At 40.7% G+C, this 21,916-nt stretch carries 23 protein-coding genes and 1 other RNA gene; 2 read left to right on the top strand and 22 right to left on the bottom strand.

The features are described from left to right. Positions 1-3: 3 nt before the first annotated feature. From ACY8DT_RS13490 to ACY8DT_RS13470, 5 genes are all read right to left on the bottom strand, one after another. The gene (locus ACY8DT_RS13490) at positions 4-1,125 is read right to left on the bottom strand and encodes a THUMP domain-containing class I SAM-dependent RNA methyltransferase (protein ID WP_462420823.1); all 1,122 of its coding nucleotides are present in this window, start codon (positions 1,123-1,125) and stop codon (positions 4-6) included. A gap of 97 nt (positions 1,126-1,222) precedes the next feature. Then, positions 1,223-1,610, bottom strand: an RNA gene (rnpB, locus tag ACY8DT_RS13485) — RNase P RNA component class B. 10 nt (positions 1,611-1,620) lie between these two features. Further along, complete coding sequence (gene gpsB / locus ACY8DT_RS13480; protein WP_462420822.1) at positions 1,621-1,947, bottom strand: cell division regulator GpsB; 327 nt, start codon at positions 1,945-1,947, stop codon at positions 1,621-1,623. Between the two features lie 11 nt (positions 1,948-1,958). Then, a complete protein-coding gene (locus tag ACY8DT_RS13475) occupies positions 1,959-2,501 on the bottom strand; it encodes an SLOG family protein (RefSeq protein ID WP_462420821.1) in 543 nt (180 codons plus the stop codon). Beyond that, a complete protein-coding gene (locus tag ACY8DT_RS13470; RefSeq protein ID WP_462420820.1) occupies positions 2,498-2,824 on the bottom strand; it encodes a hypothetical protein in 327 nt (108 codons plus the stop codon). Before ACY8DT_RS13470 ends, ACY8DT_RS13475 begins: the two co-directional genes overlap by 4 nt. A 92-nt stretch (positions 2,825-2,916) precedes the next feature. Between ACY8DT_RS13470 and recU the strand changes: the two genes are divergently transcribed. Together recU and ACY8DT_RS13460 are read left to right on the top strand one after the other, a co-directional pair. Continuing rightward, entirely contained in the window at positions 2,917-3,528 is a 612-nt protein-coding gene (gene recU / locus ACY8DT_RS13465; RefSeq protein WP_462420819.1) for a Holliday junction resolvase RecU, read from the top strand. Continuing rightward, on the top strand, positions 3,528-5,981 hold the full coding sequence (locus tag ACY8DT_RS13460; RefSeq protein WP_462420818.1) for a transglycosylase domain-containing protein: 2,454 nt from the start codon (positions 3,528-3,530) through the stop codon (positions 5,979-5,981). The genes recU and ACY8DT_RS13460 overlap by 1 nt, the downstream gene beginning before the upstream one ends. A gap of 69 nt (positions 5,982-6,050) precedes the next feature. Here the strand turns inward: ACY8DT_RS13460 and nth are convergent, their stop codons facing one another. The 17 genes from nth to ACY8DT_RS13375 all read right to left on the bottom strand — a co-directional run bounded on the left by nth (position 6,051) and on the right by ACY8DT_RS13375 (position 21,909). Then, positions 6,051-6,713 carry an endonuclease III gene (gene nth, locus ACY8DT_RS13455; protein ID WP_462420817.1) on the bottom strand — a complete coding sequence of 221 codons (663 nt, stop codon included), beginning with the start codon at positions 6,711-6,713 and terminating at the stop codon, positions 6,051-6,053. Next, positions 6,706-7,323, bottom strand: coding sequence for a DnaD domain-containing protein (locus ACY8DT_RS13450; RefSeq protein WP_462420816.1), 618 nt, complete (start codon positions 7,321-7,323; stop codon positions 6,706-6,708). Before ACY8DT_RS13450 ends, nth begins: the two co-directional genes overlap by 8 nt. A 77-nt stretch (positions 7,324-7,400) precedes the next feature. Continuing rightward, positions 7,401-8,690, bottom strand: a complete 1,290-nt coding sequence (gene asnS, locus ACY8DT_RS13445) for an asparagine--tRNA ligase (protein ID WP_462420815.1) — start codon at positions 8,688-8,690, stop codon at positions 7,401-7,403. Between the two features lie 2 nt (positions 8,691-8,692). Next, entirely contained in the window at positions 8,693-9,880 is a 1,188-nt protein-coding gene (locus tag ACY8DT_RS13440; RefSeq protein ID WP_462420814.1) for a pyridoxal phosphate-dependent aminotransferase, read from the bottom strand. A 44-nt stretch (positions 9,881-9,924) separates the two neighbouring features. Continuing rightward, positions 9,925-12,441, bottom strand: a complete 2,517-nt coding sequence (gene dinG / locus ACY8DT_RS13435; RefSeq protein ID WP_462420813.1) for an ATP-dependent DNA helicase DinG, 3'-5' exoribonuclease type — start codon at positions 12,439-12,441, stop codon at positions 9,925-9,927. Between the two features lie 16 nt (positions 12,442-12,457). Continuing rightward, the gene (locus ACY8DT_RS13430) at positions 12,458-13,426 is read right to left on the bottom strand and encodes a biotin--[acetyl-CoA-carboxylase] ligase (RefSeq protein ID WP_462420812.1); all 969 of its coding nucleotides are present in this window, start codon (positions 13,424-13,426) and stop codon (positions 12,458-12,460) included. Next, positions 13,386-14,588, bottom strand: a complete 1,203-nt coding sequence (locus tag ACY8DT_RS13425) for a CCA tRNA nucleotidyltransferase (protein ID WP_462420811.1) — start codon at positions 14,586-14,588, stop codon at positions 13,386-13,388. The genes ACY8DT_RS13430 and ACY8DT_RS13425 overlap by 41 nt, the downstream gene beginning before the upstream one ends. A 2-nt stretch (positions 14,589-14,590) precedes the next feature. Continuing rightward, positions 14,591-15,724, bottom strand: coding sequence for an N-acetyl-alpha-D-glucosaminyl L-malate synthase BshA (gene bshA / locus ACY8DT_RS13420; protein WP_462420810.1), 1,134 nt, complete (start codon positions 15,722-15,724; stop codon positions 14,591-14,593). Positions 15,725-15,728: 4 nt separating this feature from the next. Continuing rightward, positions 15,729-16,106: a methylglyoxal synthase gene (mgsA, locus tag ACY8DT_RS13415; protein ID WP_462420809.1), complete on the bottom strand. Its 378-nt coding sequence runs from the start codon at positions 16,104-16,106 to the stop codon at positions 15,729-15,731. 109 nt (positions 16,107-16,215) lie between these two features. After that, positions 16,216-16,914, bottom strand: a complete 699-nt coding sequence (locus tag ACY8DT_RS13410) for a zinc metallopeptidase (protein ID WP_462422281.1) — start codon at positions 16,912-16,914, stop codon at positions 16,216-16,218. Positions 16,915-16,954: 40 nt separating this feature from the next. After that, the gene (locus ACY8DT_RS13405; RefSeq protein WP_462420808.1) at positions 16,955-17,542 is read right to left on the bottom strand and encodes a DUF1405 domain-containing protein; all 588 of its coding nucleotides are present in this window, start codon (positions 17,540-17,542) and stop codon (positions 16,955-16,957) included. Between the two features lie 46 nt (positions 17,543-17,588). After that, entirely contained in the window at positions 17,589-18,392 is an 804-nt protein-coding gene (locus tag ACY8DT_RS13400) for a c-type cytochrome (RefSeq protein WP_462420807.1), read from the bottom strand. A gap of 21 nt (positions 18,393-18,413) precedes the next feature. After that, positions 18,414-19,088, bottom strand: coding sequence for a menaquinol-cytochrome c reductase cytochrome b subunit (gene qcrB / locus ACY8DT_RS13395; RefSeq protein WP_052256318.1), 675 nt, complete (start codon positions 19,086-19,088; stop codon positions 18,414-18,416). A 12-nt stretch (positions 19,089-19,100) separates the two neighbouring features. Continuing rightward, positions 19,101-19,601: a Rieske (2Fe-2S) protein gene (locus ACY8DT_RS13390; RefSeq protein WP_462420806.1), complete on the bottom strand. Its 501-nt coding sequence runs from the start codon at positions 19,599-19,601 to the stop codon at positions 19,101-19,103. 149 nt (positions 19,602-19,750) lie between these two features. Beyond that, positions 19,751-20,176 (bottom strand): DUF2487 family protein, encoded by a 426-nt coding sequence (locus tag ACY8DT_RS13385; protein WP_462420805.1) that lies wholly within the window; start codon positions 20,174-20,176, stop codon positions 19,751-19,753. A gap of 4 nt (positions 20,177-20,180) precedes the next feature. Further along, positions 20,181-20,657, bottom strand: coding sequence for a YpiB family protein (locus tag ACY8DT_RS13380; protein WP_462420804.1), 477 nt, complete (start codon positions 20,655-20,657; stop codon positions 20,181-20,183). Continuing rightward, a complete protein-coding gene (locus ACY8DT_RS13375; RefSeq protein WP_462420803.1) occupies positions 20,638-21,909 on the bottom strand; it encodes a tetratricopeptide repeat protein in 1,272 nt (423 codons plus the stop codon). Before ACY8DT_RS13375 ends, ACY8DT_RS13380 begins: the two co-directional genes overlap by 20 nt. Between the last annotated feature and the right edge of the window lie 7 nt (positions 21,910-21,916).

Here is a 21,916-nt window from a genome sequence, read left to right as displayed (position 1 = left end):
TGTTTACCGCTTCCCCCAATATTGATAAAAAGTCGTTTCTATATAACCGTTGAACAATTTTCTGCGCTTTGTCGCTTTTTTTCCAACAATATGTTCAAATTCTTTGTTGGATGTCATTAAATACACACTCATATCCTGATGCTTGGACATCAACTCACCGACTCTGCGGTACATTTCCTCAACTTCTTTTGCCTCGCCGATACGTTCGCCGTAAGGCGGGTTTGTAACGAGCTGTACATTATCATGGTCAATTGATAAGTCGTGTACGTCAGTAATCGCTAGCCTGATATTATCCTGTAAGCCTATTTCCATAATGTTTGTTTTAGCGACTTCTATCATATGCGGATCGATGTCGGAGGCATGGATGACGACATCTTTATCGTACAGTGCCTCTTCCTCAAGCTTCATCCGCATTTCTTCCCACAGTTCTTCAGGAATGATATCCCAGCTTTCACTGTCAAAAGTGCGGTTTGCGCCCGGAGCGATATTCAAAGCGATCAATGCCGCTTCAATTGCAATCGTACCGGAACCGGCGAATGGATCATACAGTGGCTTCGTGCCGTCATAGTTTGCCAGTCTCAGCATGCTGGCGGCAAGCGTCTCCTTGATCGGTGCTTCGCCCTGCTCTCTTCTGTATCCTCTTTTATGAAGTGCATCGCCGCTTGTATCAATCGTGAGGACGGCTCTGTCTTTCAATATGTTGACATCGACTTTATAGCGCGCTCCGGCTTCACTCAGTTTGCCGCTCAGGCTGAATGCATCTTTAAGATGTTCGACGATTGCTTTTTTAACGATGCGCTGGACGTCAGGCACACTGTATAAAGTCGATTTATGCGAACGGCCGGTAACCGGGAATTCTGCATCCGGGCCGAGTATGTCCGACCATGGGAGGGCTTTCGTCATTTCAAACAGATCATCAAATGTATCCACATTGAAATCCCCGATGATGATTCTGAAACGGTCTGCAGTGCGCATCATCAGGTTCGCTTTGACAATTGCCGTTTCATCTCCTTCAAAATATACACGGCCATTCTCAAGAGTTGTTTCATACCCCAGTGTTTCAATTTCATTCGCTACGACTTTTTCCAGGCCCATGGGTGTGTTTGCGAGCAGTTTAAAATTCATAATTTATCCTCCGACTAACTGATTTATATTGCTTTAATTTTATTATATAAAATAAAAGCTCTCCATCAAAATGGAGAGCTTGTCTCTAGTCCGGTATCTCTGTAAGCCATGTTCTGTCCCGCTGTGCTACAGACGTGTACTAGTCACACTCGCACATTGGTGATAATCATCTGTCTATATTACATTTGTAATATCTCTCATTGGGTTGAATTCCCGGCAGAGAGTGCTCCTACCTTGTTTGGATTGCTCACTCGAGGGGTTTACCGCGTTCCACCTTATCACTTTCATGATAAGCTCGTCTCTGTGGCACTTTATAGCTAATCCGACCGTATAATGATACTTAGGTCCTTTCACTGCCGTCAGCCGTTATTCACGAACTGCCCTGACTTATTGTTTCATCAGGCACGAACACTACGCCCGTCTCAGGTGCGTGTGAGCATGGACTTTCCTCTATATCTTGAAAGATATAGCGATTATCCGAGATACCGAATTAATTTAATTTACTTTTGATTGGCCAAAGACTTTCTTTTCTAAGCTTGACAATCGTTTCAAAATATCAATTTGATGATTTTGACTTTGGTTTTCCTGGGAACGGGAATTTGTTGCGACCCGTATTCTTAAATCCTCGACTTCTTTTTTTAAGCGAGCATTTTCTTCTTCCAGACGTTTCACGTTATTATTCATGTCTGACATCTTTTGATAGTCACTGATGACATCATCAAGGAAGCTGTCCACTTCGATGGGTTTAAAACCCCTGACCGATTTCTCGAACTCTTTTTCAAAAATGTCTTTTGCGGACAATTTTAAAGTCGTTTCACTCATTGCCTCACCTCTTAATTATCAAACCTGGAATCAATATAGCTGTTTATCTCATCAAATTGTATTCTTTCAATATTATAAGGATTTTCTCCGAGGAATTCAAGTATTTGGTTGTAAAGAAAACGTACTTTTGAATCGGCCTCCTCATCATATACGATTATTGCACCATCTGTATTGGAAATCAGGAAACGGTTGATGTGTTTAAACATGCCGGGATTACTGTACGGTTTCTTGTAAATATAATCCTTGAAGTCGGCATTCGACAAAACCGACTGCAGGACAGCCTGGTCACTTTCATTGAATCGCTCGTCATATTGATGGAACGGCATCAATACCCCAAGCTTAACATCGTAATTATCTTTTTTCAGCTCAAGAATCTCTTCGGCAGCGTAAAGTTCTATACCCGTGTTACCCTGGATGATGAACCACTCTGCCCCTTCATCTATATACTCAAGCAGCTTTGAACGGATGAACGTTTTCAGCGCCTTCACCTCATCCTGGTCGGACTTGAATATACCGAGTTCGTACGGCCTGTAGCCGCTGATCAGAATCCTCACATCAATCCCTCTTCTTCAGCATGTCTCAGCCAGAGATTTATGAATTTATATTTTTCGTAAAAATGTCTCTCCCGGAACCTGGAAGTATGGCACGCCATCAAAAGCTCCATCAATTCACCGGAAGTCTTTTCCCTTGTGCTATTGTGGAACCTTGAATCTGTATCGAAATTCAGTATATTTGAAGCGAGATCTTTATTCGCTTTCAAAAATGGTATGATTTCGGACTCAAAATCGAATTCGTACCCGTCCAGGGCTTTATGATATCTTTCATAAATCGTGTCCATTAATTGAACATACTCACTGCTAGTATGATTACTTGACAAAAATGTCACACTCCTTATAATATTTCATTGGTTTAATCTGTGTTAATTAATGTATAATATTATGACATATATTATAATGAAAGGCGATGTACATGAAGTATCCAAAAGGTATTAAGCCGGGACAATACTTTAACAGCCGTAAATCAAAAACTGACAGCAAAGTAAAATACGGTCAGCGTGGCATGACCCTTGAAAAGGATTTGGATATAACCAACAATTATTATTTGCAGGTTTCACGTGCGGTCATCCATAAGAAACCGACACCGGTACAAGTCGTTCATGTGGACTACCCGTCGAGAAATAAGGCGAAGATTGATGAAGCGTATTTCAAAACACCCTCGACAAGTGATTATAACGGAATTTATAAAGCACGATATATAGACTTTGAAGCAAAAGAAACGAAAAACAAGACGCGCTTCCCTTTTATCAATATCCATGAACATCAGGTGACTCACATGAAACAGTGTTATGAACACGGGGGCATCGTATTTCTCATTATACGCTTTTCCAGCTTTGATGAGACTTACTTGGTACCTTTCGGGACATTTTTAACACATTGGGAAAATTACTTGAATGGACAGCGCAAATCAATTGCCTACGACGATATCAAATCAGGCGGCTACATACTCAGACAAAGTATGAATCCCCGCATTGATTATTTGGCAGCTGTGGATGAAATTTATTTTCGGAATGGAGAATTTTAATGAAAGATAACTATAAACGAAGTACTGGGTCCAAAGGACGCCGGGAAAAGCGTGGCAGTAAAGAGAAGCTGAGTAAAAAATCAATAATTAAAAGAGTCGTCATATTTACGGTTCTGATCGGTCTTGTCTTTTTAGTGCTCGGATCGATGCTCTTTGCCTACTACGCTTCAAGAGCTCCTGCGTTCAGTGATGAAAAATTGAGAGACCCGGTGCCGGCTCAGATATATGACCGGAATGATGAACTTGTGACCACTGTCTATCAGGGACAAAAACGTGAACTCATCGATATAGAAGATGTGCCGGACCATGTAATCGATGCGGTGCTTGCGGTTGAGGACAACCGTTTCTATGAACATGGGGCAATCGACTTCTGGAGACTCGGATCTGCAGTACTCAGCAACGTATTTGACGGTTTTGGTTCTGAAGGTGCGAGTACGATCACCCAGCAGGTGGTTAAAAGGACATTTTTGACTGATGACAAGTCGATTGAGAGAAAAGCCCAGGAGGCATATCTTGCATACAGACTCGAACAGGAATATTCCAAAGATGAAATACTGGAAATGTATTTGAATAAAATCTATTATTCAGATGGTATTTACGGCATCAGAACAGCCAGTCTGTATTATTTTGACAAAGAACTGGATGAGCTGAACTTGTCAGAGTCTGCATATCTTGCCGGATTGCCGCAGCTGCCGAACAGATACAATCTGTATGTCGAAGACAACCGCGGCTCTGACAGGGCGCAAATAGTGCTCAGACTGATGAATGAACATGAGCGCATCACCCCGGAACAATACGAAGAAGCACAAAATCAGGATTTATATGCGAACCTTGTAGACCGGAGTGATGATGAGAGAGCATCTACAGAACCGGAAGATCCGGAATATGCTTCATACATCAACTTTGTTAAAAATGAAATTTCACAACATGAGAGTTTCAGTGACAGGGATATCAGCGAATTGATGGCAAGCGGCATTCAAATCTATACAAATATGGATGCCAATGTGCAGAGAAACCTGCAGGACCTGACAGATAACAGGGAGTATTATTATAATCCGAAATTCCAGGATGATGGTTTTGATATTGCTTCTACTATTTTAGACACTCAGTCAGGTGAACTTGTGGCAATTTCCGGCGGTCGCGACTATCAGGAAGTGATTGATCATAACCAGGCACTTGTACCGAAAAATACAGGCTCCACGATGAAGCCATTTCTGGCTTACGGGCCAGGGATAGAAGAACTTGAATGGCGTACCGATCAGACAATCGATGATGAGTACGAATATTCACCTGAAGGTTTCGACCAGATCAGCATATATAACTATGATATGCAGGATCACGGTCAGGTGACTCTCCGCAATGCACTCAGCCGAAGTTACAATATCCCGGCGGTGAAAGCATACGAGACTGTCAAGGATGAAACGAATGACAGTACACCTGAAGAATTTTCATCAAAGGTCGGACTGGATTACTCCGATAAAGCCGAAGGTGAATATGATGTGTCCTTCAATGATGTACTCGGAGGCAACCAATCAGCGTTCACACCGCTCGAGATGGCTGAAGCATATTCAACGCTCGGTAATAACGGTGAATATAATGAGGCACACGCAGTGAGGCATATTGTTACCAATGATGGGGATGAAGTGGAATTTGAACATGAATCGCATCAGGCGATGGAAGACTATACAGCTTATATGCTGACAGATATGCTGAAAGATACATTCCAACCATATGGAAGCGCAGATTACATTTCAATGGATGGTTTGAATATCGCAGCGAAAACGGGTACGACTTCATATTCAAGAGAATTACGCGAAGAACAGAATCTGCCGGATAATGCAGCAAAAGATGCATGGATTGTGGGCTACACCCCTGAATATACAATGAGCGTATGGACTGGGTTCAACACGACATCTGATGGCGGAGAAACATCATTTGTCGGTACTGATGAACATATTACGCCGCAGTGGTTTTTCAGAGACATCATGCAGACAATCAGCACTTATAACGGACAGGACTTCGAACAGCCGGACAGTGTAATCAGACTGAGTAACGGAGAACTCGCAGTCCAGGGCAGCGAAGATATCGAGCAGTATGAATCACAGGGCGGCTCTGATAACGGCTCGGACAGTGGTTCAAATGACTCCAACGGCTGGAACTGGTATTGGAACAGTGACGACAACAACGACACGGAAGAATCTTATAATGACTCAGAAGAAGAAACACCCGTAACCGGCGAAGATCCGAATGCATCGGAAGAAAATGCGACGGAAGAGCCTGTTCAGGAAACCGAGCCTGCTGAAAATGGCGACGGAGAAGAAGAAGCGGCTGAAGAGTCACAGAACAGCCCAGAGGATACACAGACAGAAACAGAAGAGACCCCGACGGAGGAACCGGCTGAATCTGAGAATAACGGCGGCACTACCGAAGAAGCGGAAGATGACGCTGCCTGACACAAATAAAAGGTCCAAATCCTGTACATAAGGATTTGGACCTTTTATTTGTGACACGGTGGGTTCCGGTCATTTCTGCTCTTTCAGTTTTCTTTTCATCCGTTTCTGCCCCTCTCTGCAATCATCCAGCAAAGGACACGTCTCACATTTAGGTGTTCTTGCAAGACAGTGGTAGCGTCCGAAGAAAATCAGCTGATGATGTGCTTTGCTCCATCTGTCTTTTGGTATTTTCTTCATCAATGTTTCTTCAACCTGAGTGACATTATCTTTATATCTGGTAATACCAAGTCGCTTGCTCACACGCTCAACATGCGTATCCACAGCGATTCGCGGTACATCAAATGCTACAGAAAGGACGACATTCGCCGTTTTACGGCCGACACCGGCGAGGCTGACGAGATCTTCGTAGTTACCAGGTACTTCCCCATCAAATTTATCGATTAGATCCCTGCATAATTTCTGGATGTTTTTAGCCTTGTTTCTGAAAAGGCCGATTGTGCGGATATCATTTTGGACTTCCTCAAGCGGGACCGCTATATAATCTTCAGGTGTTTTATATTTTTTGAAAAGGCTTTTTGTCACTTTGTTGACGTGGTTATCGGTTGCCTGTGCCGACAACAGTACAGCGATGGTCAGTTCAAATGTATTATCATGATTCAATTCCGCTTCGGCATCCGGGAACATGGAGTCGATGACATCCAGCATTTCAACAGTCTTTTTACCACTAATCATCCAAACTTTCTCCTTTGAGCCAATTTCTGATCGGCGGCCGCTCTTTTTTCGGTTCAAGCGGCGTGTGATTCAGATTGTTTAATATTCGTTCAACATACTGCAGTGAAGTGATCTGATTCTTATAGGCAAGATTGACTGACTCCTTTATCATATCCACTGAATATCCGGAATCATCCAGCCAGCTGTTCATCCTTTGAAATTCATTCGGAGACAGCGCTCTGCCGTATAAATTTTCTATGAATGAGAACAGTTCCTGAATTTGTGAAGAGTCGGCAGCGGACTTCTTTTCAGGTGACAGAAACTCTTCGAGTTTCTTATACGCAGGTTCAACGCTCAACAGTTCAGAATGCTGCTCCCCGTCTGTTTCATTATATATTTTTATAAATTCTTTAGTGAGCAGCTGCTGTATGATCATATTGATGGATTTGGTCGTCAATGTCGTTCCTTCAATCAGCCGTGTAATATCCGGCAGTGGTTGAGAGTCACTATGATGCTGCATCAGTTTAATTAATATGATCAGTTCACTTTCATCCAGTTCCAGCTCACTGTAATGGTCAAAAAGTATTTTATTGACCGGCAAAGTGATATTGCGTATATATTTATCAACCACAAATGAACCTTCTTTCTAATAAAGAACAGTGTGCACAATTGGATTGATGCACACTGCTCTCATTTTACATGTTTTTATTAAGGATACAGCCGGTTTAACAGTCTCGGAAACGGTGAAGTTTCACGTACGTGCTGAACGCCGGATAACCATGCGACGGTTCTTTCCAGACCAAGTCCGAATCCTGAGTGCGGCACACTGCCGTATTTTCTCAAGTCAAGATACCATTCATATGCATCGGCATTCAGACCGGATTCCTCAATGCGCTGTTTTAAAGTATCGTAGTCATGAATACGCTCACTGCCTCCGATGATTTCTCCGTATCCTTCAGGTGCTATCAAGTCTGCACACAGAACGGTACGAGGGTCTTCCGGATTTTCTTCCATATAGAACGATTTGATTGCTTTTGGATAGTTGATGATGAAGACCGGCTTTTCATAGTGACTCGCAATTTCAGTCTCATGCGGTGCACCGAAATCATCGCCCCACTCGATATCATCAAAACCTTTTTCAATCAGAAGGTCGATTGCTTCGGTGTAGGTAATTCTTGGGAAAGGTGCTTTAATTTTCTCTAATACGGAAGTGTCTCTACCCAATGCTTCAAGATCTAATTTACAGTGTTCGAGTACATTTTGAACGACATATTCAACATATTGCTCCTGTACTTCCATGCTGTCATCATGTTCATAAAATGCCATCTCAGGCTCGATCATCCAGAACTCGATCAGATGACGGCGTGTTTTGGATTTCTCAGCTCTGAAAGTCGGTCCCATAGTAAATACTTTACCATGTGCCATTGCAGCAGCTTCCGCATAAAGCTGGCCGCTCTGTGAAAGAAATGCATCTTCATCGAAGTATTTCGTATGGAACAGTTCCGTCGTCCCTTCAGGCGAACTGTTCGTCAATATTGGTGAATCAATCTTCTTAAATCCATTTTCAAAGAAGAAGTCATGTGTACTTTTAATGATCTGATTTCTGATATTCATCACAGCATGCTGTTTTCTTGAACGTAACCAAAGGTGGCGGTTATCAAGTAAAAACTCAGGACCGTGCTCTTTAGGTGTGATAGGATAACTTTCAGCAGCCTGTATGATTTCAATATTGCTGACTTCCATTTCATAACCGAATGACGAGCGGTCATCGCTTTTAATCATTCCTGTAACATACATTGAAGTTTCCTGATTGAGTCCTTTTGCGACTGCAAACAGATCTTCGTCATTCGCTTTAACTACGACGCCCTGCATAAAGCCGGACCCGTCTCTAAGCTGTAAAAACTGAAGTTTGCCGCTGCCCCGCTTCTGCAGCAGCCAGCAGCCGATTGTCACTTCCTGACCTTCATATTTCGGTGATTCTTTAATCGTAATCTTCATTCTTAAACTCCTTCTAATCTTTCTGTAACAAAATTTTTTATTCGTGTAATTGCATCTGTCATTACTTCTTCACTCGTTGAATAGCTGATACGTATATTATCATCCAGGCCGAAAGCGGACCCGGGCACAACAGCAACATGTGCATTCTCAAGGAGATCTTTTACGAAATCATCTACAGTATCGTATCCCATCTTATCCGTACATTCTTTAAAATTAGGGAAAAGATAAAATGCGCCTTCCGGCTTGATACAAGTAGTGTAAGGGATTTCTTTCAGCAGATTGTAAGCATGGTCTCTTCTATGCTTAAAAGTCTTATTGAATTCAGTCAAAAATGACAGATCCATTTCATAGGCTGCAACTGCAGCCCATTGTGACGGTGTTGACGGATTCGAAGTCGACTGGCTCGCGAGTCCTGTCAATCCCTTGATCAGATTTTTGTCACCACATGCATAGCCGATTCTCCATCCTGTCATCGCGTGTGACTTACTCACACCATTGATGACAACCGTACGTGCTTTCATATCTTCATTGACAGAAGCAATTGAGTGATGCTCAGCGTCGTATACCAGCACTTCATATATTTCATCGGCAACAACGATCAGATCATTTTCGACAACGACTTCGGCAATCGCTTCAAGTTCCTTCTTCGAATACACCATTCCTGTCGGGTTATTCGGTGAATTCAGCATAAGCACTTTTGTATTATCAGTGATATTTTCTTTCAGAAGTTCCGGAGTCAGCTTGAATGAAGTCGATTCATCAGTATATACAAGCACAGGTGTACCTTCAGCAAGTTTAACCTGCTCAGTATAACTCACCCAGTAAGGAGATGGAATGATAACTTCGTCCCCGTTGTCGATCAAAGCCTGGAAAACATTATACAATACATGTTTTGCGCCGGAAGCGACGAATATTTCATCGAGTCCGTACTCAAGCTGATGATCACGCATCATTTTTTTGGATATCGCTTCTTTCAACTCTGGAATGCCTGCTGCAGGTGTGTATTTGGTAGCACCCTTTTTAACAGCTTCAAATGCCTTTTCTATAATTTCCTCAGGTGTGTTAAAGTCTGGCTCACCTGCTCCAAGACCAATGATGTCAACACCGCCTGCTTTCAACTCTGCTGCCTTTGCAGTAATGGCCAATGTTTGGCTCGGTGTTAAATTTTGAACGCGTTGAGAGAGTTCCATATTTCTGCTCCTTTTAATTATGTTATTTTATTTGGATATAATAATTATAAATGACTCAAGTACTGTTTGAAAGTATTGCGTGAACCTTTAATTATATTTTCTTCCGGAAAATATTTTAAAAAGGCATTTCTATAAGGTTTTGATAAAATTCTATTATCAAGCAGCAGCACCAGGCCATTATCTTTTTTATTCCTTTTGACACGGCCGATCATCTGCCTGAACTGGAACACCGCCTGCGGGAGATCTTCATTGTAGAAGTATTTGAAGTCATCGTACTTTGGAATGGGGAAAGGCAATTTAGACAGCATGATGCATTTATCATCTGTGCCTTCAGTATTGATGCCTTCACTGAAGCTCGCAGTTGCGAGCAGCAGCACGTTCTCCAGCTGATTGTACTGCAGAAGCAGTTTATCATGGGATGCTGAACGGTTCTGCCTTAGTACGACGAAATCATTGAACAGTTCGATTTCCTTGGTAAGATCATACACTTTATTGAGCAGCTCGTAGTTCGAGAAAATGACAAGCAGTTTGCTGTTGGTTTCAGTCAGATACATGGACAGATAATCCACCAGCGCATACAAATATTCATCATCATTCTGATCATATGCCGGTATGTCATCCGGAATGAATAATTTGGTGTTGTTGAAAAGTGTTTCATCTTTGATGATGGAGGTGTTGAATTCTGTATTGCCGAATACATGATCCAGATGTTTGAACGATCCCTTCACTTCCAAAGTGCCTGACATCATGATCAGCGATCTTATATGATGATTGTCATGCAGCAGCTTGAATTTCGGATTGGATACGATGAATTTGACCCGCTGTATATTTTTATCATTCACTATACTGTAGTTTCCATTTTCTAATGCTTTGTGCAGATCATTCAATGTCATTTGAAAATAGTGTATATGATTGTATAAAGCCTGATATTGATTTGTACCGCGGATGGTCCCCAGAAATATAGAACAGAATTCTTTCGAACGGTTGATGATAGTCTCTATACTTTTAATATTATATGCCTGAATGGCATCAAAAAGCATATCCACATGCTGGTTGAGCTTTTCCATCAATTCTTCCAGTAAATATGCAGACTTGAAATCATTGTTTTCAATATAAGAACTGAGAAGCCGGTTCTGTCTCGGTGTACCGACCTGGCCTACAAAAAATTTCATACTCTGATAATTGTATTCGGTTACTGTTCTCTGTTTCAAAGACGTGTTCAGCTGATGTGCTTCATCAATGATCAGATACTTTGAGTTGGTCAAAAGCTCTAAACAGTCCTGTATGAAATAATGATTGGTGAAAACGACAGGTGCATTGGCCGCCTTTTTAAATGCAAGGTCAAAATAATAATTTTCATGAGTTTTACCGGTCTGTATCAGCATGGTTTTATAATAAGCCTCTTCAGGCCCTTTGAGACCGATTTCCGACAGATCTCCCGTCTCAGTTTCAAGCAGCCACGTGAGCAGTCTCATTTTCAGCAGTACAACTTCCGGATTGTTGTCTTCGGTTTCCAACAAAGAACTGACAGCATTCAAGTCCAGATAATTTTCACGGCCTTTCAGATTCACGTAGTCAATATTCAGATCAATCGCTTCTGTCAACTTACGCAGCTCGTTATTCACCATCTGATTTTGAAGTATTTTTCTTGAAGTGGAAACAAGAATTTGTTCATCATACAAAGAATGAAAGCTGATGGCAGCGATTAAAAGTGCACTTGTCTTTCCGACACCGGTATAAGCTTCAATCGCAAGGTGTTCGCCATTTTCAAAATGGCTGAATATTTCATTTGCGAGTTTAAACTGGTCTTCTCTGCTTTCGATGTTTCTGTAACTCACATACTTATCATAAAGCTCCCGCACAGTGACTGCCGGTATTTTATAATCAGTGGGATGAGTCTGTCTGATATAAAAATCATTATACAATTTTAAACCCTGTACAGGTTTTTCCAGATTTGATTCTGACAACAGGCTGAATATCAGATCTGCAAGACTGAACCTCAAGTGCTTGGATAAGTGATACAGCTGCTTCAATGTCTCGCTGTTTGTATGCTCCATCTTATCCAGCAAATATAAAAACAGCTCTGCGGTGGCATACGCATCCTCATCCGCCCTGTGTGCATTTGATAAATTGATGCCGATTGTCGAAGTGATTTCAGCTAATTGAAAACTGCTTTCAGTCGGTAGAAATATCTTTGCCAGCTCGACTGTATCAATTGAAAGATCTGGTGAATAGTCTAATTGACATTTCCCGAAATGATTTTTCAGGAATGCAAGGTCAAAATCGACATTGTGTGCAACGAATACATGATCATGCAGCTTCTCATAGAGGTCCGCCGCGATATTTTTGAAGGCGGGAGCATCCTTTAACATGGATTCATCGATATTTGTCAGTTCCTGAATAAAAACCGAAAGGTCGGTATTATCACTCAAAAAGGTGGAATACTGTTCAACGATTTTTCTGTTATTTATAAATACGATACTAAGTTGGATGATGCTGTCTTTATTTTTGTTATTACCTGTTGTTTCTAAATCCACAACAGCAAACTTCTGATTAATCATTAAATATCACCAATTTTTAAAATTCAATGTCAGCACTTATGATTTTATGTATCTCGCCTGTTTCATCTGCTACGATTAAAAAACCGTCATCAGTAATATCAACCGGCTTTCCCATGAAAGTACGGTTGACTTCAGAAATCCTCATCTGTTTACCAAAAATGATAGATTTTGAAATCCAGTCATTTTTCACCGATGAAAATGGAACGGATAAAAATAATTCATAATAATGCTCAATCTCATTGATCAAATGATTTAAAAACAATTCCATATCAATATCCATTCTATCATTTTTGAACAGTTCACTCTCTATTGAAGTGGCATTTTCTATTTCTTTTACTGCGTCGGTCTCATAAAGGTTGATGCCGATACCGCATATGATAGTCTGGATCATACTGTTTTCGCTGATTACTTCAGTCAAAAATCCACATACTTTTTTATTGTTTATATAAATATCATTCGGCCATTTGATAACAGCATTCAAATCAAAGGATTTTTCAATGGCATGTGCAATGGCTAATGAAATAAACAGATTGAATTTGATGATTTCACCTATGCTGATATCCGGTTTCAATACTGCTGACATATAGAGCCCTGAACTTTTCGGTGAGAGCCACTCTCTGTTGAACCGGCCGCGTCCTTCAGTCTGTTCATTGGAAACGACGATGAACGGATGATGTTTTTCGGTGATATTTTGAAATGCAACTTTTTGTGTTGAATCGACGGATTCACGGTAGATGATATCTGTGAATAAATCGGATTGTGAAATCATCGAGGACAACAGTGTCTCATTCAGCTTATCAGATGATTTGGTCAGCATATAGCCTTTATTTGTAACAGAGTCCACTTTGTATCCGTCTTTCTTTAAATTTTGAATGGACTTCCACACAGCTGTCCTCGAGACGCCAAGATGATCTGCCATTTTTTGTCCGGATAAAAATTGCTCTTTATTTAATAACTTTAATACTTTCTGGTCCAACTTCAACATGTTTTTTCACCCAATTGATAATATCGTTATGATTATTATTTATTCTTTCAAAGAGTACTTCCATTTCTATTATATTCAGGCATTCCTTTATCCAGGGACCGCTCTTTATTCCATACAGTTCAATGAGATGTCTGCCATTTATCTTGAGATCTTTTTTACTCCTTATCATAAGTGAAGGTTGTAAAGTGAGTCCCTCTTTCAAAGCGGATATGTCTTTTATTAAATTATTATCCTTATTCAGTCTGATGAGCCGGTCAATTACTTCCCCGTCAAACTGATAGGCGATGATTCTCGGAGAAACACCTTTGATGATGGCTTCGTGCAGGGTCAAGGCATTTTTAAGAAGGTTCTTTTCCGCATTTGACAGCTTTAAAACTTTGATTCTTCCGGCCAATGAACCATCTTTTATACATTGTAAGATGAGCTCATCCAAAAACTCACAGGCATGGGTATTCAGAAAATTTTTGTGATTGATATACTTTAAAAATGGGATATGATCCATCAGACGGGTCTGAACGATCTTTTCTTTAGCCTGTTTCAAACCGTTACCGGAATATGTCTTTTTAAGTTCTGTAACGATGCGTTCGACAGAAACTTGTTCCACAGTATGTGCATTTTGAATCATTGAATTTTCTGAGGATGATTCTATTGAAAATTTTAAAACCGACATGAACCGGATTGCCCTGATGATTCTGAGGGGATCCTCGGCGAATCTTTCGTCCGGATCCCCCACCGTAGCAATTTCCTTATTCTTGATTGACTCTCTTCCAGAAAAAGGATCATATAATGACATCTCTTTAGTCATTGCCATTGCATTCATTGTGAAATCTCTTCTCTGTAAATCTTCATTCAACCGGCTGCTGAAAAGAACATGAGCTGCGACACTGTGATCATCATCTGCTGCGCCTGTCCTGTATGCGGTCACTTCAAAAGGTATATCTTCAGCCATAACAATTATAGTGCCATGCTCTGTACCGACATCGATTGTTTTCAAAAAAAGCTTTTCAACTTCATCCGGTTTTGCGTCAGTAGTGATATCGACATCGTGCACCTGCCGGTTCATATAGTAATCCCTGACACAGCCGCCGACAAAATATGCTTCAAATCCATTATTGTTCAATGTTTTAATTATCTTTTCCCCGACTTTGAATAGTTCCATCATCATTAGTCCTCTTTTAATGAAATGTACAGATCTTCATATTGATTGATTATATTATCACTTTTAAACCTGGATTCAATTTCATTCAGCATTTTCTGCTGCATCTCTTTATGTTTATCATCGTCACTCAGTAACTCTACAATATATTGTGCAGCTTTTTTGAAGTCCCCGACTTCCGTTATATAGCCGGTTTCTTCATGCTGGATGACTTCTCTGATTCCGCCTGCTGTGGAACCGATTGGCACCACCCCGCAGTTCATCGCCTCAAGTAAAGCAAGCCCAAAGCTTTCCTGTTCGCTTAACAGCATGAAACAATCGGACATTTTATAAAATCGCACGACATCAGACTGCTGGCCTGCGAAAATGACCTTATCATCCAATCCAAGATTTGAAACGAGCTGTCTCATACGGTTCATTTCCGGACCGTCCCCGACAAGCACAAGTACAGAGTCAATTTCGGAAACCGCAATATTGAAGGCTCTGATAATGTCTTCAATTCTTTTGATCGCCCTGAAATTCGATGTGTGCATGATTACTTTCTTATTTTCATCAATACCGTAGCGTTCTTTAAGTTCCGATGAAATAATATCCTTGTCATTCATATTGAATTTAGTTTCGTCAATAAAATTATAGACAGTTGTTATTTCCTTATCAGGTTTAATCAGATGATAAGTATCATCCTTCAGACTGTTTGAAACTGATGTGGTGATATCCGAAGATTCGATGCCGAATTTAATGGCGCTTGTCAACGTCATGTCATGGCCTAGTACTGTTATATCTGTCCCGTGAAGGGTCGTGATGATCTTAACATCACTGTCTGCCATCTGTTTGGCCAATATCCCGCAGACGGCATGTGGTACAGCGTAGTGCATATGTATGACGTCTAAATCATAATATTTGATCACTTCAGCAATCTTGCTGGAAATGGTAATATCATAGGGCGGATACTGGAAGACACTGTAACTGTTCACATCTGTCTGATGTACGTATATATTAGGATGGTCGATGGTCAGCCTGAATGGTACTTTGGAAGTGATAAAGTGGACTTCATGCCCTCTTTTCGCCATTTGAATACCCAGTTCTGTTGCTATGATACCACTGCCCCCGACACCCGGGTAACATGTAATTCCAATTTTCATATTATCACTCTCGATCTATGTGGTTAAGATAATGAATGACTGCACTGGCAGTCCCTTCATTTGTAGCAAGAGGGACATCATAGACATCCGACAGTCTCAGCAGTGCAGATACATCTGGTTCATGGGGTTGTGCTGTAAGTGGATCTCTGAAAAAAATGATGATATCAATATTATTGTTTGCAACCATTGATCCGATTTCCTGATCGCCGCCAAGCGGACCTGATTTGAAACGGTGAATTTCCAGACCTGTCTCCTCCATCAGTCTTTTGCCGGTGGTTCCTGTAGCATACAAATCATGTTTTTTAAAAGTATTAAGAAACGCTTCTACAAATGTTATCAGTGCTTCTTTTTTCTTATCGTGTGCAATCAAGGCGATTTTCATAATGTCCCCCAAAAGTTATTATATTACCATTATAGATAAAATGCTTTGTTATGTGAAATATTAGAAATAAAAAAAACAGCCGGAATCTACCCGGCTGTGTTTATGATGGCTAGCTTTGGCTTCTTGCGATTAAAATGAATCTTACAAGCTCTGCGACCGCCACTGCTGTTGCTGCCACGTAAGTCATTGCAGCTGCATTCAGAACTTTTTTAGCATGTCTGTACTCTTTTTCATTCACAATATTCAGCGACTCTATCTGCTTCATCGCCCGGCTGGAAGCATCAAACTCAACCGGCAGCGTCACAAGCTGGAACAGGACGGCAAATGCCATCAGACCAATACCAGCCCATAACAGATATCCTCCGAACTCTGTATTCATACCGATTGTCAGTAACATACCGGCGATGATTAAGAAGTAAGAAAAGTTACTGCCTAACTGTGCAAGAGGGAACAATGCTGATCTGAAACTTAAAAACTTGTATCCGGTTGCATGCTGTATCGCATGGCCGACTTCGTGCGCAGCAACAGCTGTGCCTGCTACACTGGGTTTATCGAAGTTGTGTGGTGAAAGACGTATTACTTTGTTTTTCGGGTCATAATGGTCACTTAAAAAACCTTGACCTCTTTCCACTGCAACATCGTAAATACCATTTTCATGTAAAATTTCCTCTGCTACTTCTCTCCCTGTCAAACCACTTGTAGAGCGTACTCTGGAATACTTGTTAAAAGTGGATTTAACGTTCATCTGGGCAAGCATTGGAACAATCATCAATAATACAAAATAAATGATGATACCCATTAAATCAATTCCCTCCTATAATATATCTTCTTATATTTTACTTTAATTTTCACTCATTCGTCAACGAATTACTTCTGGGAACAAGCTGATAAAGCAGAACCAGGACCAACACTGTCAACCAGAAAGCGAAATATCCGATATGATCACTATACTGTGCAAGCTGACCATAAACCGGATACTGGCCATAGACGTAATCTATCACATCATTATGAAAAAGCCATATTGCAGTAATATAAAGGTGTATCGGTTTTATTTCCAAATATGGAAGGAATAAAAAAGCCTGTACAGCCATTATCCCGTGTGAAGCGACAAGCATCAGGCCGATCCACGAAATGAACCCGGTCTCCATAAACGTAAGAAGATTCATAACTACCGCCCATACACCGTATTTAATCAATGTAGTAAATGCGAGCGCGTCTATCAGTCCCCATTTTTTATTCATTAATATAAGGACGATCAATATGCTTAAAAACAGAGTCGCTGTCGGGCTGTCAGGCACAAACGGAATAAAGTACCATGCTGTGTCTGCAAGCTGACCGCCATACCAGTAATAGCCGTATATCGTGCCGATGAAATTGCCGATCAGTAATAATATTAAAAACCACTTATTGTACATCAGTTCAATTACTTTATTCATATGATCACCTAAGAAAAACCCCCCTTATATAAGGGGGGTTAAAAGTTTATTCTCCAGAGTCCGGTGTGTTCTGTGCTTCATCATCGGAAACTTCTTCAAGATTTGCAACGAATTCTGAAATCGCTACAATTTCATCATCAGTCAACTGATCTTCAAATGCCGGCATTACATCTCCAACACCGTTTCTTACAAATGCTTCCACAGTTGCAGCGTCGTATTCAGGCTCAATCAAGTTAGGGCCTGAACCGCCTGCGAGTTCACCGCCGTGACAACTAGTACAGTTGGTACGTATCAGTTCATTGAAAACCGGGTCTTCAGCATCCAGATTTGAGAACACGATCTGCCCCTGGGCATCCTGTTGTTCCCAATCATGGTAGGCAACTGATTCCCATGTTGTATAGAAAATGATTGCCACTGTCACAAGCATCAGTCCACTTGCGATTGGGCGTCTTTTCCAGTGACGGTCTTTCTTATTATCCAGCCAGGGTGCGAGTAATAATGCAGTAAATGCGATACCTGGTATTACGATGGCACCAATGACGTTAAATGGCCCGGATGCGTAAGTGTATTTCAGTATTTGATATAAAAATAGGAAGTACCAGTCCGGTAAAGGAATATATCCTGTATCAGTCGCATCGGCAACACGTTCAAGCGGTGCCGGGTGTGCAACTGTGAGACATAAGAATCCTATAAGGAATACCGCTCCTGTAATCCATTCTTTAAGAAGAAAGTCCGGGTAAAATTCTTCTGTGCGCCCGGGAAATTCTGAATAGTCGCGATTGAGCTTTGGTTTATCATATTTCTGTACTCGGGAATCACCGACAAATGTCAGTCCTTTTCCACTTTTCATATATTTTTACCTCCCTTTCTCCTATAGTGGACCTGCGATACCTTGTCTACGTATCATGATGAAGTGAATTGCCATCAATACAAACAATGCAGCAGGCAGGAAGAATACATGGATAGCGAAGAATCTTGTCAGTGTCTGTGCACCGATTATTGTATCATCACCAGCTAGCAGTGTCTGAATCCAATCACCGATAAACGGTACACTGCCTGCAATATCCAGTCCTACTTTAGTTGCAAATAATGCTTTCATATCCCAAGGTAATAAATATCCTGTGAATGCAAGACCGAGGATTGTTGCGAACAATAGCACTCCGACAACCCAGTTCAACTCTCTCGGAGCTTTATAAGCACCTGTAAAGAATACTCTTAAAGTATGTAAGAACATCATTACAACAACTAAACTTGCACCCCAGTGGTGCATACCTCTGACAATCAAACCAGCTGCTACATCATGTTGAAGATAGTAGACAGAATTCCAAGCATTAACGATATCGGGTACATAATACATTGTTAAGAACATACCTGATAAAATCTGAATTAATACAATGAAAAATGTCAGACCTCCAAAGCAATAGACAAACGCAGAGAAGTGATAGGCAGGGTTAACATGCTCCGGCACCTCATGATCTGCAACATCTCTCCAAATAGGAGTGATATCCATGCGGTCATCTATCCAATCATAAATTCTATTGAACATTTAGTTTCCCTCCTATACTAATTCGTTTGGAAATACTTGGCCTATTGTAAGATAACCATCGGACTCGCCAACTTCAAATTGATCCAATGGTCCTGTTGGAGGAGTTCCTGGTACGTTATCTCCATTTTTCTCATATAAACCGTTATGACATGGGCAGAAAAATCTATCTGGATTATTATCATCAGCAGCCCATGTAACTGTGCAACCAAGATGTTTACACACCGGTGAGAAAGCAATGACCTCTTCACCGTCTTTATAGACCCAGGCAAAATCTGTAACTTCGCTTGTATACCAAGCATCTTCCTGTTCAAAAGTGAAATCGACCTGCATCGGTTCTTCAGTGATTTCATCAATTGTAACACTTGTCGTTATCATTGACCCTTCTGACTCGTCCTGGAACAACGGATCCAGTGCCATTCTTCCCATTGGAAGTATCATACCAGCCGCCATGAATGATCCAACACCCATTAAGGAATAGTTCAAGAACTGACGTCTTGTAACTTTTTGCGACATTTTAATTTCCCCCCTCAAACACATGCGTTCTTTTACATTAAATATAACTAGGACATATTAATTTTAGCCTATTAAATTACGACGGTCAATAAGCTTTCACAATTTTTCATGCACGCTTTATGTGATAATTGTGTAAAAAGTATTCAAAGTTAACTGTTCCAAATGGAAATTATGGATTTCATCACTTTTTTGACTTCATCATTGACGAGATCAAATTTAATATCGTTACTCATATCCTGTAATGGAATCTGATTCAGCCTTATCGATTTGAATTCATCATCCAAATTCAAGTGTGTGAGTATGACAACATTTTTAAAGCCGTAATCATGAAGCTGTTCCTGATACTGTTTTAAAACACTTGTATCAGACGAGACAGTTGCCATTGACGGAGTGATGAATATTCTTCCTTTGAACTGTTTCTCCAGCTGAATGGTAACAAGCTGGACCAGCTCAATATCATTTGCATTCGACAAAGACTGATCATCCATATCGGCACTGATGAATGGAATGACGACAGTATCGACAAATTCGAGCTGTTCTTTCAGATTTTTTATATCATTAAAATTATATAACATGATTTCACCTTTCAGATGCGCTTCTTTTCTTAAGTTCTTCAGTCAATCTGTAAAATAGATCTCTGTCATTGGTCAGCAGGGCTGTATCGATCTGTTCTTCAAGTTCTTTAACTTGGTGATGAATACGACTGTGCCTATTGTCATATTCATTATTTTTCATTTCTTCATAGCGCTTATTGAGTGTGCTGAAAACAAATTCAAGAAATACCGGTTCCGTATCATTACTGTTCAGTTCATGCAGTATGACTTCACCGTCGGTAGTTACAATTGCACCTTTTTCAAACACGAGTGCCGGGCGTCCGGTGCTCTCTTCAGCAATTCTAAGTTTACGGTCAATAGTCCTGTCACTGAATGATACAAACTCGATGATGGTCGGATGCGCTTTGATGAAGTTTAAAATCCACACTGCAATTCTGTCTTCAAAATTAAAGTGATAGAGTACATAATCTATAAAATCACGTTTATGGTTCTTCGTCCTCATCTATCAAACGCTCCTTTTCATCCTGCCATTTCATATTGTCCGGTTCAAGCTCTAAAAGTTTATCAAGGATTTCCTTTTGCAGTGGATGTCTGATTTCACTCAAATAATAAAAGTAGTCTTCGTAGAATTCCAGTGAATCCCCGATAAGCGGCGATGCCTCTCTATAATACTTCATCGCTTTTTCATCGTCTTCATTGATCGAGTAAATCTTGGCAAGAAGATACAGAGATTCTCCGGACAATGCATGATAATCGAAATTTTTAATATAATCCCCGATGTCTTCAGTGGCATCCAGCTTCAGCAGTGTTTCAAAAAGCATCAGATAGGCATCATCATAATCCTGATCGATGTCAATCGCCTGTTCAAAATATTTCAGAGCATTTTCAGGCTGGTTCGTCCTAAAATGAAGTCGTCCGAGATGGAAATATACGAGCGGGTTCTTATCATTTTCCGTCAGATATTTCTGCATGATTTCAATTGCTTTTGGAAGATCGTGCTGGGTTTCATGAACATTCATCAATAAAATATATGCATTCATGTAATACGGCTCATTATCAAGCACTTTCTCCAACAGCGTAACTGCATGGTCATATTCCTGCAGTTGATATTCCAAAAGTGCCTGACGGTACCAGTCATCATTGGTAAAATTATCATTATCAGCTGCTTTGAAATATGCCCTGGCATCTTCCATGTTGAGAATATTCATATTGATTTCTGCCAGTCTCAGATTAATATCCACCTGATTCACCTGCTCGATCTCCTGATTCAGCATCAATTGATAGTGTCTGTTCGCTTCTGTCAGATCTCCATCATGGAAATATAGTTCGGCAATCGCAAAGTCGATAATTGGATCATCAGTCATTTCCTTTGCATCAAATAATGCTTTTACAGCGATATCATTCATATTCAACTGCTGGAATATCTCTGCTTTCAGCATCATGACAGTTGCCGTTTTATCAGAGCTGTTGATCAGACTGAGTGCCTCGTCCAGACGATTATCAGTAATCATCAGATCAGTGAGGTAGGCAAGTATTTCATCATCATGTTCCGTCTGGTGATAAAGATGGACATACACCTTTTCAGCATAGTTATGAAGACCGCTTGAAATTAAAGCATCTCCTAGTATGAACAATGCATCAAGATCGTCGCCTTCATGAATCTGCGGCAGATTATTAATGATGGTATTCAGTTTTCGCTCAGGGTATTCACCCTTATTTAAAAAATCAATGGCTTGATAAATTTGTTCCTGCATTATTTAT

The organism is Salinicoccus sp. Marseille-QA3875, assembly GCF_054950095.1.
This window is presented reverse-complemented; position numbering and strand designations above follow the sequence as displayed.

What these genes read in the sequence shown, in the direction of transcription:
- ACY8DT_RS13375 (WP_462420803.1), bottom strand. Translation starts at nt 21,909, where the DNA reads ATGCAGGAACAAATTTATCAAGCCATTGATTTTTTAAATAAGGGTGAA.
- qcrB (WP_052256318.1), bottom strand. Translation starts at nt 19,088, where the DNA reads ATGTTCAATAGAATTTATGATTGGATAGATGACCGCATGGATATCACT.
- ACY8DT_RS13385 (WP_462420805.1), bottom strand. Translation starts at nt 20,176, where the DNA reads ATGTTATATAATTTTAATGATATAAAAAATCTGAAAGAACAGCTCGAA.
- ACY8DT_RS13390 (WP_462420806.1), bottom strand. Translation starts at nt 19,601, where the DNA reads ATGTCGCAAAAAGTTACAAGACGTCAGTTCTTGAACTATTCCTTAATG.
- ACY8DT_RS13380 (WP_462420804.1), bottom strand. Translation starts at nt 20,657, where the DNA reads ATGAGGACGAAGAACCATAAACGTGATTTTATAGATTATGTACTCTAT.
- dinG (WP_462420813.1), bottom strand. Translation starts at nt 12,441, where the DNA reads ATGATTAATCAGAAGTTTGCTGTTGTGGATTTAGAAACAACAGGTAAT.
- ACY8DT_RS13430 (WP_462420812.1), bottom strand. Translation starts at nt 13,426, where the DNA reads ATGTTGAAGTTGGACCAGAAAGTATTAAAGTTATTAAATAAAGAGCAA.
- ACY8DT_RS13490 (WP_462420823.1), bottom strand. Translation starts at nt 1,125, where the DNA reads ATGAATTTTAAACTGCTCGCAAACACACCCATGGGCCTGGAAAAAGTC.
- nth (WP_462420817.1), bottom strand. Translation starts at nt 6,713, where the DNA reads ATGATTAGTGGTAAAAAGACTGTTGAAATGCTGGATGTCATCGACTCC.
- ACY8DT_RS13440 (WP_462420814.1), bottom strand. Translation starts at nt 9,880, where the DNA reads ATGGAACTCTCTCAACGCGTTCAAAATTTAACACCGAGCCAAACATTG.
- ACY8DT_RS13400 (WP_462420807.1), bottom strand. Translation starts at nt 18,392, where the DNA reads ATGAAAAGTGGAAAAGGACTGACATTTGTCGGTGATTCCCGAGTACAG.
- mgsA (WP_462420809.1), bottom strand. Translation starts at nt 16,106, where the DNA reads ATGAAAATCGCCTTGATTGCACACGATAAGAAAAAAGAAGCACTGATA.
- recU (WP_462420819.1), top strand. Translation starts at nt 2,917, where the DNA reads ATGAAGTATCCAAAAGGTATTAAGCCGGGACAATACTTTAACAGCCGT.
- bshA (WP_462420810.1), bottom strand. Translation starts at nt 15,724, where the DNA reads ATGAAAATTGGAATTACATGTTACCCGGGTGTCGGGGGCAGTGGTATC.
- gpsB (WP_462420822.1), bottom strand. Translation starts at nt 1,947, where the DNA reads ATGAGTGAAACGACTTTAAAATTGTCCGCAAAAGACATTTTTGAAAAA.
- ACY8DT_RS13425 (WP_462420811.1), bottom strand. Translation starts at nt 14,588, where the DNA reads ATGATGGAACTATTCAAAGTCGGGGAAAAGATAATTAAAACATTGAAC.
- ACY8DT_RS13460 (WP_462420818.1), top strand. Translation starts at nt 3,528, where the DNA reads ATGAAAGATAACTATAAACGAAGTACTGGGTCCAAAGGACGCCGGGAA.
- asnS (WP_462420815.1), bottom strand. Translation starts at nt 8,690, where the DNA reads ATGAAGATTACGATTAAAGAATCACCGAAATATGAAGGTCAGGAAGTG.
- ACY8DT_RS13405 (WP_462420808.1), bottom strand. Translation starts at nt 17,542, where the DNA reads ATGAATAAAGTAATTGAACTGATGTACAATAAGTGGTTTTTAATATTA.